Here is a 14270-nt window from a genome sequence, read left to right as displayed (position 1 = left end):
TTACCATTAATTTTGATTTTTTTGTAAATCAATTAATACTCAAACATTTCAATTACTAAGTTACTTTAGATAGTCAAATATTTTTACACATACAAAAATACTTTACCAGGCACAAACATTAGTATTATTCTAAAAAGAGGTTTAACTTCAAATCTTATTTTGTATTTATAAAAAATTCTTCAATCTGTTGGAAACAAACTTTCCTTGCATCTCCTTCTTCCATAAAAGATTTGTTCCATTCTACAGTTTTTTCTAAAGTTTTATCAATATCCCATTTAGGAAACCAATTAAGTTCGTTTTTAGCTTTAGAACAGTCCAACTTTAAATAATTAGCTTCATGATAAATATTATCTGGAGTAATACTATAGGATGCAGAATTTCCCCACAACTCACATAATTTACCAACAATCCATTCTACATTCCTACAATTAGATTCATCTGGTCCAAAATTCCAGGCACCAAAATATTTTTCACGATTATTTGATGTTTTTTCAATCAAAGTTAAATATCCAGACAAACATTCTAATACATGTTGCCATGGTCTTATAGCATTTGGATTTCTAATTTCAATGTTTTTATTATTAATAATAGCCCTTAAAAAATCTGGTATTAATCTATCATCAGACCAATCACCTCCACCTATTACATTACCTGCTCTTGCAGAGACCAAAGACATATTATGAAGTTTTATATCATCAGGATTAAAAAAAGAGTCTCTAAATGACGAGGTAACTAATTCGGAACATGCCTTACTACTTGAATAAGGGTCTTTACCTCCTAAAGCTTCATTTTCTCTATAACCCCAATACCATTCTTTGTTTTCGTAGCATTTATCTGTTGTAACGTTTAGTGTTACTTTCACTCCTCCAACTTGTCGAACTGCTTCAAGCAAATTCGCCGTCCCCATTACATTTACTTCATAAGTTTCTAAAGGTTTTCTATAAGATTCTCTTACCAAAGGTTGAGCTGCCATGTGTATTACAACATCAGGCTTAACTTCATTCATCTTATCAAATAAATTTGAATAATCTCTGATATCACCAATATAAGATGTAATTAACTCACCTATTTGAGCACTTTCAAATAAATTTGGTTCTGTGTAAGGATCTAATGCATAACCATATACTTCTGCTCCTAATTTACTAAGCAATAAACTCATCCAAGATCCTTTAAATCCTGTATGACCAGTTATAAAAACCTTTTTACCTTGATAATACCCTTTGAAAAGGTTTTTAAGTTCTACCATTTTTTCCATTGTGCTTTACCTGTTGAAAACATCTCTTCTAACTGTTTTTTATCTCTTAAAGTATCCATAGGTTTCCAAAAACCTCTATGTTTATAAGCATATAATTCTCCATCTTTCGCAAGTTTTTCAAGAGGTTTTCTTTCAAAAATAGACTCATCATTATCTATATAATCAAGAACTTTGGGGTCACAAACAAAAAATCCTCCATTAATCCAAGCACCATCACCCTTGGGCTTTTCTAAAAACTCATTAACTTCATTGTTCTCACCTATCTTTAATGCCCCAAATCTACCGTCGGGTTGTACAGATGTCATAGTAACACTCCCTTTATGAGACATATGATAGGAAACTAATTCTTTTATATTAACATCTGAAACTCCATCACCATATGTTAACATAAAGGGTTCATCATTAATATAATCTTTAGCTCTTAATACTCTTCCACCTGTCATCGTATTTAATCCCGTATCTAATAAAGTTATTTTCCAAGGTTCTGCATTAATTTTATGTATTACAGTTTTATTCTCTGATAAATCTACTGTGATATCAGATTGATGAATAAAATAGTTCATAAAATATTCTTTAATTATATACCCTTTATATCCAAGTAGAATTACGAAATCATTGTATCCATAATAGGAATAACTTTTCATAATATGCCACAGTATTGGCTTTTCTCCTATTTCAATCATAGGTTTGGGCTTAAGATGTGTTTCTTCAGAGATTCTTGTCCCTAGACCACCTGCTAATATTAATACCTTCATTTATAAGTTTTTTAAGTTAAAAAATATTTTTTAGGGCTTATTTGCTAATTTTCGATGGCTGAAACCATTCCTTTTGCCATATTTTCAATAGTACAAAAATTTGTATAATATTCGTACGCAAACTTCCCTAATTTTCTTGAATATTCTATGTCATTAATAAGTCTAATCAGAATACTTTCTAAGGACGTAATATTATCTTCGGAGAAAAAACCATTCTCACCATGCTTTATGTTGGTTTTTTCACCTCCGCTAATGGCATTTCTCTTAGTTACAAAAGGAACTCCAAACCCAAAACTTTGAAGTACCGATAAACCAGCTTGGCCAAAGGAAACTGATACAATAGCTTCTTTATAAAAATCAATTAATCTATCTGCATCATTTATTCTTCCTATGAAAATAACTCTTTCATTCAATTGCAATTCTTGTACAAGGGCTTTTAAATAATCTTCCTCTTTCCCATCTCCCACAAAAACCAAATTAATATCTTTTCTTATTTCATTTTTTATACTATTAAATGCCTTTATCAAGACATCATTTTCTTTTCTTTCGTTCAAGCTTCCTACAAACAATATGCTATTTTTGTTTTCATGCAAATAGCATTTCTTTCGTTTTCCAACATCGAAGGTGTTATTTGCTACAAAAAGTTTGTTTTTATTAACTCCAAGTTTTACAAAACTTTCTTTAGCATCTTCGGTATATAAAATGCTATTGTGTTTTTTGTTTGTTAGATATAACCTTATTTTATTAGCTAATTTATTATCTGTAATCCAAGCACCCCACCATATGAATTTTGCTTGTCTTCTATGAGTATACATTGCTACAATATTGCATATCCATCTTATATCAAACATTGAAATAATAGCATCGTATTTATGTTTCCTAACCTCAGACAAAACTTTAGTTTGAAGATAGAAAGGTCCTATTTTTTTGTTTTTACATACTATTTCATTGTAATAATCATCTTGGTTTTTGCTAACTTTTCCAGAATGTAAAATAGTTACATCATAGTTTTTGGACAATTCATTATATAATGCTTTCCTATAATGTAAAATTGTGTTTTGTAATATCAGAACTTTTTTCATCCAATTTTTATAATATACTGTACCAATCAAATACTCCTAATTACTTTTTGGTATTTTTAATCCTTCTTCTTCCATAAATATTTTAAACCATAATTTTGCTGACAAAATCTTAAAAAGCATTGAAGAAAAATTTTTCTTTCCTGTTCTATTTAGAGTAAGCATTTTAGAAATATTTTTATTGTTAAAAAAATTGTCATAATTATAATTTACCAGAATATCTTCTATTTCTTTTGATGTATTAATAATCTTATCCATTGGTATTGCAAATCCAATTTTTATTAAGGACTTTGAAATGTACTCTGGGAGATAATTTTCCAAAGCTTCTCTTTGAATTAGTTTTCCTTTCATACCACTAAATTTAAAATCATACGGTAATTTAAATGCTAATTCAACTAATCTATAATCCATAAATGGTAGTCGACTTTCAATTCCTTGTGACATCGATAAAGCATCTCCATAATGCAATAAATTTACTAATCCGTTGGTGTGTTGACCATACAAAACTTTGTTAACACTATCATCCAATTCATTAATTTTTGATTTATTTTCTTTCAAGTAAGAGAATGAAAATCGATCATTATTAAAAATATCTATTCCTTGAATTAAATTTTTCAAAAAGTTCAATCTTTTATTATCAAATGATCTTAAAAACAACAAAAACAGATATTTTACAGAATAAATATTACTAAAAACTTTAAACTCCTTAAAAGCTCTTAAAAGCTTTCCTTTTTTTACTAAAGCTATAATGTGATAAGGTGCAATATCTATAACATATCCTGCTAAAAGTTCATCTGCACCTTGCCCTTCCATTAGTACTTTAATTTTTGTTTTCGCATCTTTATAAACTTGATGAATAGCTACAGTTGCAGGAGAAGAATGTCCAGATTCTAAAAAGTAAATTATATCTGTAAGTCTTTCTACATAATTTTGAAAAGAAACATTTATTAAATTAGGTTTTGTTTCAAAATCCTTATTTAATTTTTTTACAACCTTAGATTCATCTAAATCTATTCCTTCCTTATATACACTTTTATCATTTTGAGTAAATTCGTCAGACTTACTATAAGCGGTAAAAGTATTAATTCCTTTATATCCCATCTTACTAATTACTCCAACTATAGAGGAAGAATCAAGACCTGATGTTAGAGTACTACCTACTTCTACATCACTACGCATTCTTAGTTTAACAGATTCTTTAAAGAGTTTTTCAAACTCTAATTTTGCATCGTCATATGATAAAGTTTTATTTGTTTCTTTTGGATAATCCCAATATTTATAGATATTAAGTTTTCCGTTTTCCCAAATCAAATTATGAGCTGGTAAAAGTCTATAAACTCCTTCAAACCATGTTTGTGTTGATTGTGCACCTAAACCCTTATAGCAATAATTTGCAATAACATTGTAATTTGGTGTTTTTAAATTCGGATTATATTTCAGTATTGGTTTAATTTCAGATGAAAAAATAAATTCATCTTCAGAATAAGAATAACAGAATGGTTTTATTCCAAATCGATCTCTTGAACAAAAAAGTTTATTTTTTAATTTATCATATATCGCGAAAGACCACATCCCATTAAACTTACTTACACAATCCTCTCCCCAACAAATAAAAGATTGTAAAACAACTTCAGTGTCTCCAGAGGTTCTAAAAACAAAGCCTTTTGCTTTAAGCTCTTCTTTTATTTCTATGTAATTATAAATTTCTCCATTAAAAGTAAGAGTGTATCTGTCATCAATTGAAAATGGCTGATGATTAGCCTCAGACAAATCGATAATCGAGAGCCTTGTGTGTCCTAATATGACATGTTCGTCAATTTGTTTTGCCTGATCATAATCTGGCCCTCTATGCTTAATATAACTAAGAGATTCTTCAAAAAGCTTATAATTTGTTTGTTTGCTTAAATTATGTACACCTAAAATACCACACATTTATATAAAATTTAAATCATAAAACAGTCAATTAAATTTATTAATAGACTAATATTTTTTTCTTCTTTAAAAATAGATACATTACAATTGCAAATGTAGAATAACCAATTAAATAAGAGTACGCCAAGGATACAGCTTTTTTAGTAAAATAGAATAAAATAATTACCGAAATTATAATGGACAATTGCCCTATAAAAGTAAATATTGTTACCAAGTTTGGTTTTGAAGATGAAATACAAATTTGTTCAAAAACACTTATAAAAGACATTGGTATAGTACATAAAATTAAAATATATAATACTTCTCTCCCTCCTTCATAAGAATTACCATAAAAATCATAAATCAATCCTGAAAAAATTGCGATAAAAATTCCAACCACAACAACGATTACAAAATTAATCAATAAACTCTTTTTTATTAAAGAAGCATAATTTTTTTCATTCCCTCTATGCGTAGAGAGCATTGATAATGAAACACCTAGTATAGCGCCGGGTAAAAACAAAATAATTTGGGATAATTGATTTGCAGAATTAAAAATCCCAACTTCTCCAAAACCCGATTTTTCTAACAATAAATAATACGTGATCCAATTTCCTGAAGAATATATTATTTCTCTAAGTGCTAGTGGTAAAGAAAAATTAAGAATTTTTCTTATTCTGTTGCTTAAATTTTTATAAAGAATTTTTATTCCTAAGATTTTTTGTTCTTTCTTAATTAGGTAATAATTTAAAGAACACCCAATTGTTGCATTAACAACCATTGCTAAAAGAGTACCTTGTAAACCAAAGAAATAAGTAAATAATAAAATTACAGGGAATGAAATAATACCTAAAATAACATTTATTTTAGCAAGGCCTTTAAATAATTGAAGACCAGATATTAAACCCAATTGATATATATTAATAGCATTAAAAAAAAGGAAGACTCCTGAAAGTCTCAATGGAAGTATAATAGCTTCGTTTTTATACAAATATATTGATATAAATGGAGCAAATATTATCAAAATTAATCCAAAAATAAAGCCTGAAACCAATATAATTATATTAGTTGCAGAAATAACTTCTCCTACTTCTTCAACATTTTTTTCAACATTCTCACCTATTATTTTAGTAATTGTAAATCCTATGCCAAAGGAAGCTAAAAGGCCAAATACAGACAATGTTGATTTAATAATCGATAATTCACCAAAACTAATACTTCCTAAAAATCGCGCTACAAATAATCCAGCTGTTAAAGAAAGGCCCTTAACAACAACATTGCCTAAAACGGACCAAAAAGCACCGCTAATAAATTTTCTCAAAAGATCATCTGAGAGAACTTTTGAGGTCACATATTCTTTAATTTTTGAGATCATTATTCAAAGTCAATTTTAGAGATAATAATTCTCCTTCTCTATTAGCAAAAGTTAGTATATTATTTTTAACAACTGCATTTATAATATATGAGGTTGCTTTGTAAACAACCTTAGTGTCAAAATCTTGTTTCCTTATTTTTTTTATACTACCATCAAAACTACTAGTGATGAATTGGTCATTAGGAAGTAAACATATTGACGTAATTACATTATCATGTATTTTAATTTTTTCTTGAATTTGTAGATCGTTATTATATATACTTAATACCCCTTCAACATTACCAACCAAAATATCATTGGATATTAATGAAAATCTAACGGCTGAAGGTGACCCATCCGTTATTTTTAATGATTTTATTATTTGTTTATTTTTTAAATCCCAAAAAATCAACACATTATCACTGCCAATAGTTACTAAATATTTTTCATCCCATGAAACATCAAAATCTCTAATAACACCTTCATGTCTTCCTATAAGAAATGGTTTATCATCTTCTTTTAAGCTAGTCCAAAAAAGTTTCCCATCGTTTCCGATACTAATAAAAGATAATTCCTTTTGTAAAAATTTAACTCGATTTACCGAACCATGATGAACCTTAATACTTCTATTTAACTTACCACTATTTATATCCCAAACATCAATTGTGCCTATATTACTACCGCTTATCAAATAATTTTCATCATAACTAAAATCTAATGTTTTAACCCCTTTGTTAGAATTAGAAAAAATTATAGTTCTCTTATCGGGGTGAACTAAATTTTGAATATAAATAGTTTGGTTGTTATAGCTTAACCTAGCAAAATAGTGTTGTTTACTATATTCAAAAGCTCGTATCACAAAGTTTTCTTTAAACAAATTCTTTACCTCAGAATTCTTCTGAGAAAACATTGTGAAATGAATAAATAAAATGAAATAAAACTTAACCTTTCTTCTCATCGATTCTTATATTAAATAACATATAAAAAAAAGAAAAAAAGACGATCCCATGTTGTCTCACCAATATAGATTCTGTGATCATAATCACAAAGAGTAGTAGAAAAAAGCATAAAATATTCGTATTAAATGTCTTAAGGTATAGTAATATCAATTTAAAATACATGCTTAAAAATAAGATAAGACCAAATATTCCTCCAATAATAAGAATCTCAATATATTGATTGTGAGAATTATATTCATTATCAATTCCAACGTCAAATCCATGAATATAAAAATATTTATCTCTAACCTTTTGGCTATCTCCAATTCCATAGCCAAAAATATACGATTCTGAAACTGCCTCTAATGAAGCACTCCAACCATCTAACCTTTCTTCTAATGCCCAACTGGTATCTCTTTTTAAATACCCTTGTGCATATTCTAATAAATTATTTTTAACACTAGTAGAAAAGAGCAAGAAAAAGAAAAGTAATATTCCTCCTAAAAGCATCCCTAAAAATACTTTTTGATTACTCTTATACATATATATCATTCTTTTGCACATCAAAACAACCCCTATTAAAATCAATCCCAATATTGCGCTTCTACTTCTTAAATGTAGTATAGAGACTAATAGAAAAATCATTATTACAATTGTAATAATTTTTCTAACCATGTTAAGTTTTAATTTGGTATTGTATAAGTATGTCCTAAGAACACATATACATAACACCAAGTACATCGAAAAATATGTAGGATGTATATCTAGTATTTCTGTAAAGTAAAAAGAACCCTTGATAAGAAGATTAATATCTGACTTTTGATAATAAACCATTGTCGCATAAAATATGCAAATCAATAAGGCTATTATATTACTTATTACAAATGACAAAAGTATTCTATCTTTTGTAGTCTGAGTAATAAATTTATCTAATCTCCAAAATATCAAAGGAAATAACAAAAAAGAAAGATTTTTTTCTATTTGTTTTACTCCTTGATAAATATGCTCAGAATATGTCAAAGAAAAAACTAAGAAAACGAAGTATACTATAGGCAATACCTGTAATGCACTTTTATTAATTACTATTTTTTTTTGTGTTATTGATATATATATCGCGTAAATTGACAATAATATTATCGAAATAGAATTGATATTTTTAACAAATCCAAAAGGTAATGTAAAGGCCACTAAGCATAATAAAGTAGTTACAATTATATTATTCTTTTCTAACAATACCATGTATCAATTTTAAATTTAATTTCAGTAACATGAAGAAAGTTGATGAAATGATCACGAATATTAAAAACATATCGATTCCCGAACCTCTAAATAACACTAATAGTATTTCGTAAAAATATAACAATGGGATATAATTAATAATGTTGTTATTATTAATAAGTTTTAAGATTTGACGATAAATAATATTAAACACATAAAAAAAGAAACCTCCAACAAAAATTCCAAAGAAAGAAAAATTCCAGAACATCTCCGACTGAAAAGAGATTGTCCAAGAGCCTCCTTTATTCCTATACTCTTTAGAAAATGCATAAGTATATTGATGTAGTATACTTCTTGGTTTATTTTTATAAATGCTCCTTGGTATAAAGATAAACAGAGGTTTTATAATAGTTTCTCCATAAGCCAAAAGATCAGGTTCTTTGATAATCCGCTCTACAGCATTATTAGAATGCATGTATGTATAAGAAATTTCAAGATTATTCATGAATCCAGGAATAAAATCTTTCGAATTAATATAATCCAATACATAACCGCTTGCCTCTGCAAAGTTATTTGCTTTAAAGTTTCCATACCCTCTTGTTATGGACATAACTAATATCAGATATAATACTGCTATTGTAGAAACACTAATCAAAAAAACTTTTTTAAAATCTACTTTTATCCTAAATCTAGTTGATTCCAAAATTAGAATTGGTAACAATAGAAATATAGCATCTCTTTTATCTTCCCAAGAAATTATAGAGAAGCAAAATAAGAGTATAAAATAAAATAATAATCTTTTCCTAAGACTAGAAAAGCTAAATATATTTACGATTAGTATAATAGCTCCTATAGTTCTAAATATATCCGAAAAAGATCCTTCTCCACCAATAAAATCCAAATTCACGTCAAAAAAAACGAAAGGGATTATTACAAGTATTCCCGTTAAAAAAAGAAAACCAGATGAGAATTTTCTTAAATCACATATTAATTTATGTTTAAAAGAAAGTGAAATTTTTGAAGAGAAAAAAAAACTAATAATAATTGCATAGTTGGCCAAATTAAAATAACCCATTACCAAATTATAATTTGACCATTTTTGATAAGGCTCTAATAAAAAATCAAAAACTAATTCTCTTTGAAAAACAATACTTCCTATTAAAAAATTCAGGTTAATATAAGTTACTGCAATGAAAGAAGGTGAAAAAACAAATACATTCCTAGAAAACCCTTTCAGAGAAAACATTATACCTACAAGAAATAATAGGCAACCCAGATAATTATAGGACGAGAAAGTAATAGCAATATCATGTCCTAGAAAAAAAGGAATAAAGCTCCATAAAAGTAAGCCTATTAATAACGCTAAAGTTTTTTCTTTATTCACTGTTTTAATTGTCCTTTCTAACTCCACAAAAATCTAAAACAACCTTTTCTTTAGACAATTTCAAATTTTTAAACTCTTTATGTGCAACCAAGTATACTATAATATCAGCTTTCTCTACTGCGTCTTTATAATTTGTCAGTTTAAAAACTTTATGCTCAAAAATATTAGGTTCAACAATAAAATATTCTTCATTGTTAGCATTCTGTAATACTTTTTGCACTATATATTTTGCTGGAGATTCTCTTAAATCATCAATATTTGGTTTAAATGCTAACCCCATCAATGCTATTCTTGGTTTCCGTCCATGTTGCAATTCAAATTCCAGTTTAGCTGTTTTCACTTTCTCTGCGCACCAGAATGATTTATAATTATTTATTTCACGTGCTTTACCTATGATCTGTGACTCCATAGGGTAATCTGCGACAATAAAATATGGATCCACAGCTATACAATGGCCACCAACTCCGCATCCAGGCTGTAATATATTTACTCTAGGATGTTTATTTGCTAAATTAATAAGTTCCCATACATTAATATCTGCTTTATCACAAATAAGAGATAATTCATTCGCAAACGCAATTTGTACATCTCTAGAAGAGTTTTCAACTAACTTACACATCTCGGCCGTTCTGGCATTCGTTTTGTGTAAGTCTCCTTTAATATATTTTTTATAAAAATCTAAAGCCTTATTAGTAGATTTCTCGTCAATACCTCCAATAACTCTATCATTATGAACTAATTCGTACATAACATTACCAGGTAAAACTCTCTCTGGACAATATGCTATATTTAATTTTCCTTCTAGCTCAGGTCGTTCTGTATATATTAAATGCATCATTTTTTCTGTTGTTCCTATAGGAGACGTAGATTCAATGATATATAGATCATCTTCTTTAAGTAAAGGTATTATAGCTCTAGTTGCAGATTCTACAAAAGAGATATCTGGTTCATTTTTATCTTTAAAAGGGGTAGGAACGACAACGAGATACGTATCTGCTTCAACAGGCTTTACAGAAGCTCGTAAATATCCATTTTTTACTGCTTCTTCAACTGCTTTATCTAATTCGGGTTCAACGATATGAATTTTTCCAGCGTTAATTGTTTCTACAACAGTCTGATTAATATCAACTCCATGAACATATGTTTTGCTTTGCGCTATTAATGCTGCTGTTGGGAGTCCTATATACCCCAAACCTATCATTACGACACTTGGTTTGCTCTCCATTCTTAATTTTTTGAAATATATTCTACAATTCTTTGACAAGCTCTTCCATCACCATAAGGGTTATGAAGCTTACTCATATTTTCGTATGAACTTTTATCCTCTAAAAGTCTCTGTGTTTCTGATATTATTCTATTCTTATCTGTACCCACTAAAATCACAGTCCCGGCTTCAACCGCTTCTGGTCTTTCGGTAGTATCTCTCATCACTAAAACTGGTTTTCCTAAACTTGGAGCTTCTTCCTGTACTCCTCCACTATCGGTTATGATTAAATAGGACTGACTCATCAGCCAGACAAATGCAGGGTAAGAAAGGGGTGATATTAATTTAATATTATCAACTTTATCTAAAAGTTCATATACCGGTTTCTGAACATTTGGATTTAAATGTACTGGATAAATAATTTGTGTTTCTGAATTATCAGTTGCAATTTTTTTCAAAGCTTCACAAATATTAATAAATCCTTGCCCATGATTCTCTCTCCTATGCCCTGTTACAAGTATCAATTTTTTATCTGTCTGAACAACTTTTTTTAATTGTTCTATTTCTTTATCCCTAAACTGATCCGTGTTAACTTTTTCAACACTAAACTGTAGAGCATCAATAACAGTGTTTCCTGTTATTATTATAGAATTAGAATCTTTATTTTCATTAATCAAATTCTGTCTAGAAGTTTCTGTTGGAGAAAAATGAACATCAGAAATTATTCCGGTTACACTTCTATTCATTTCTTCAGGAAATGGAGATTTCATATTAAATGTCCTTAAACCTGCTTCAACATGACAAACTTTAGCTCCAGAATAAAAAGCAGCTATACTAGAAGCCATTGTAGTTGTAGTATCGCCATGAACATATACATAATCAGGTTTAAACTCTTCAAGAATTGGCTTTAGCCCCACAATAATATCTGCAGTAAGTGTATACAAATTCTGATTGGGTTTCATTAAATTGAGATCATAATTAGGTGTAATCTCGAAAAATGATAATACCTGATCCAGCATTTCCCGATGCTGAGCTGTAATACAAATTCTTGTCTCAAAAATATCTGAATGTTTTTGAAACTCTTTAACTAAAGGTGCCATTTTAATAGCTTCAGGTCTTGTTCCAAAAACAATTAGGTTTTTTTTCATTGAATATTTGAATATAAATTCATTAGTGATTGCTTCCAATTTAAAACTCTTAAATCAAAAGTATTTTCTAATCTTTGTTTACTTAAAACGCTATACTTAGGTCTTTGTGCAAAAGTAGGGTAATTATCGGTTTTTTTAAGCATTATATGGTCAAGTTTATCTGAAGCTCTTAATATTTCATTAGCAAAATCATACCAAGTAGCTTCACCGAGATTACTAAAGTGGTAAATACCATACTTTTGATGGTTAATCATAATCATATTCAATATAAACTTTGCCAAGTCATTAGCATTTGTTGGAGTACCTGTTTCTGAGGTTACAATAGTTAGTTCTTGTTCGGTTTTAGATTTTTTCAGAATTGTTTTAAAAAAATTATGTCCAAATTCAGAATACAACCATGATGTTCTAATGATAAAATATTTGTCCAATTTTTTTTGGATGTATTGTTCTCCAGCTAATTTTGATTTTCCGTACTCATTAATGGGGTTTGGAGTATCTTCTTCGGTATAAGGAGTTTCTTTAGAACCGTCAAAAACATAGTCAGTAGAAATATGAACTAAAACTATCTCATTTTCTTTACATACTTCTGCTAAATTTTTCACCCCTTCGGCATTTATCAAAAACGCTTTTTCAGGTTCTTTTTCTGCTTGATCTACGTTTGTATATGCAGCACAATTCACTACAAAATTAAATGAGTTATCCTTAAAAAAACGTTGTACTTCTTCATTTTTTGTGATATCTAAAACTTCAGAACTGGCAAAATACAATTGTAATTCAGGATAGTTTTTCTTAATTTTTTCTATGCATTGCCCTAATTGACCACTCGATCCTGTAATCAAAACATTGTTTTTCTTCGATTTTTTTTCCATCTATTATCTTACCAAATTCACGTATTTAATTTATCATAATTCATTAAATACCTATTTAATGAAATAAGAATTAAGATCAAAAATAAGATAGTAACAAATACTATTGGTATCAATACGATCTTTTTATTCATAAAATCATTTACCAAGGCTCCTTTATTAGGGAATTCTGAAATAATATTAATGGTATTCTTCGTATTTGCTTTTTCATTATTTAATTCAATTTTTTCGTCTTTTAGTTTCCCTGCCTGGTTTAGTAATTCGATCTCTGATACCTGATCCGGTTGATTTTCTGCTAAGTTAATATTAGTAGTCCCTTCAGGTTTTTGAGCTTCCATAATTTTTATCTTCTTATAAAAAGCTTGTAAATCATTAATTTCTTCTTGTTGAATGTCTATAACCGAATCTTTAAGGGCAATATTACGATCGTTAATTTCTTTTTGTAGTCTAAAATATTCATTATTCTCTATTGATGTTACAATTGCTTTCTGGCATCGTTTTGCTATTTCTGGAGAAGTTGCTTCTATTTGTATTCTATGAAACTTTGCATTGATATCATTAAAATTCTTTAAATAATACTCATAATCTACTTGTTTTTGAGATATAGAATCTAATCCACTAATGAATTCACTAAACTGTTTTATTCGTTGTGTTTCATCAGAAAATGATTCTATTATAACTTTTTTAATATATGATGCTTCGTTTTCACTAATTTGTAAGGCCTCAGATAAGGCTTTACTTTCTCGATGCTCTGCTAATTGATTATAAAACTCAATATTGTTGTATAGTTGTTGAACGCTATTAAAATTGGGCTCTATAATCATAGAAGATTTATATACGGGTAATGACCTATAATCTAAGTACCCTCCTATTATAGCTCCTATAAATGCAACAGTTACAAATTTTAAAAAATGAGTTCTTATAAGCTTAAGAAAAAGGATAAAAAGGTGAAAAAGATTTTTAAAAATCTTATCAATAAACTTAATACATCTATTAAGAGCATTACCAATCAATCTAAATAATTCTCCTAAGTGAATTTCTTCTGAAGTATTTTCTTTTGTCGTCATAGGTTAATTTATTTTAAGGAGCAATTATGCCCAAAAAACTGATAAACTTTAAATAAAATTGAACAACATAATATCGCAGATTCAAAATCAG

General features: G+C 28.4%; 12 protein-coding genes. All 12 read right to left on the bottom strand.

All coding sequences use genetic code 11. The features are described 5' to 3' along the window. Nucleotides 1–154: 154 nt before the first annotated feature. The 12 genes from rfbG to NNL09_RS07780 all read right to left on the bottom strand — a co-directional run bounded on the left by rfbG (nucleotide 155) and on the right by NNL09_RS07780 (nucleotide 14179). Entirely contained in the window at nucleotides 155–1255 is a 1101-nt protein-coding gene (gene rfbG / locus NNL09_RS07835) for a CDP-glucose 4,6-dehydratase (RefSeq protein WP_196911031.1), read from the bottom strand. Then, nucleotides 1240–2010 (bottom strand): glucose-1-phosphate cytidylyltransferase, encoded by a 771-nt coding sequence (rfbF, locus tag NNL09_RS07830; protein WP_196911032.1) that lies wholly within the window; start codon nucleotides 2008–2010, stop codon nucleotides 1240–1242. Before rfbF ends, rfbG begins: the two co-directional genes overlap by 16 nt. A gap of 44 nt (nucleotides 2011–2054) precedes the next feature. After that, the gene (locus NNL09_RS07825; RefSeq protein WP_196911033.1) at nucleotides 2055–3092 is read right to left on the bottom strand and encodes a glycosyltransferase family 4 protein; all 1038 of its coding nucleotides are present in this window, start codon (nucleotides 3090–3092) and stop codon (nucleotides 2055–2057) included. A gap of 36 nt (nucleotides 3093–3128) precedes the next feature. Next, nucleotides 3129–5021 (bottom strand): asparagine synthase (glutamine-hydrolyzing), encoded by a 1893-nt coding sequence (gene asnB / locus NNL09_RS07820; RefSeq protein WP_196911034.1) that lies wholly within the window; start codon nucleotides 5019–5021, stop codon nucleotides 3129–3131. A 40-nt stretch (nucleotides 5022–5061) separates the two neighbouring features. Then, on the bottom strand, nucleotides 5062–6375 hold the full coding sequence (locus NNL09_RS07815) for an oligosaccharide flippase family protein (protein WP_196911035.1): 1314 nt from the start codon (nucleotides 6373–6375) through the stop codon (nucleotides 5062–5064). Beyond that, entirely contained in the window at nucleotides 6359–7231 is an 873-nt protein-coding gene (locus NNL09_RS07810; RefSeq protein WP_196911036.1) for a hypothetical protein, read from the bottom strand. The genes NNL09_RS07815 and NNL09_RS07810 overlap by 17 nt, the downstream gene beginning before the upstream one ends. A 64-nt stretch (nucleotides 7232–7295) precedes the next feature. Next, entirely contained in the window at nucleotides 7296–7937 is a 642-nt protein-coding gene (locus NNL09_RS07805; RefSeq protein ID WP_231389215.1) for an O-antigen ligase, read from the bottom strand. Between the two features lie 571 nt (nucleotides 7938–8508). Next, entirely contained in the window at nucleotides 8509–9894 is a 1386-nt protein-coding gene (locus tag NNL09_RS07800) for a hypothetical protein (RefSeq protein WP_196911038.1), read from the bottom strand. A 4-nt stretch (nucleotides 9895–9898) separates the two neighbouring features. Continuing rightward, entirely contained in the window at nucleotides 9899–11119 is a 1221-nt protein-coding gene (wecC, locus tag NNL09_RS07795; protein ID WP_196911039.1) for a UDP-N-acetyl-D-mannosamine dehydrogenase, read from the bottom strand. A 2-nt stretch (nucleotides 11120–11121) separates the two neighbouring features. Continuing rightward, nucleotides 11122–12246 carry a non-hydrolyzing UDP-N-acetylglucosamine 2-epimerase gene (gene wecB, locus NNL09_RS07790; protein ID WP_196911040.1) on the bottom strand — a complete coding sequence of 375 codons (1125 nt, stop codon included), beginning with the start codon at nucleotides 12244–12246 and terminating at the stop codon, nucleotides 11122–11124. Beyond that, nucleotides 12243–13115 (bottom strand): dTDP-4-dehydrorhamnose reductase, encoded by an 873-nt coding sequence (rfbD, locus tag NNL09_RS07785; RefSeq protein ID WP_196911041.1) that lies wholly within the window; start codon nucleotides 13113–13115, stop codon nucleotides 12243–12245. The genes wecB and rfbD overlap by 4 nt, the downstream gene beginning before the upstream one ends. Nucleotides 13116–13132: 17 nt before the next feature. Then, the gene (locus NNL09_RS07780; protein WP_196911042.1) at nucleotides 13133–14179 is read right to left on the bottom strand and encodes a hypothetical protein; all 1047 of its coding nucleotides are present in this window, start codon (nucleotides 14177–14179) and stop codon (nucleotides 13133–13135) included. Nucleotides 14180–14270 lie beyond the last annotated feature (91 nt).

Origin of the sequence: Aquimarina sp. EL_43, assembly GCF_943422735.1 — a bacterium.
Taxonomy (GTDB): Bacteria; Bacteroidota; Bacteroidia; order Flavobacteriales; family Flavobacteriaceae; genus Aquimarina; species Aquimarina megaterium.
This window is presented reverse-complemented; position numbering and strand designations above follow the sequence as displayed.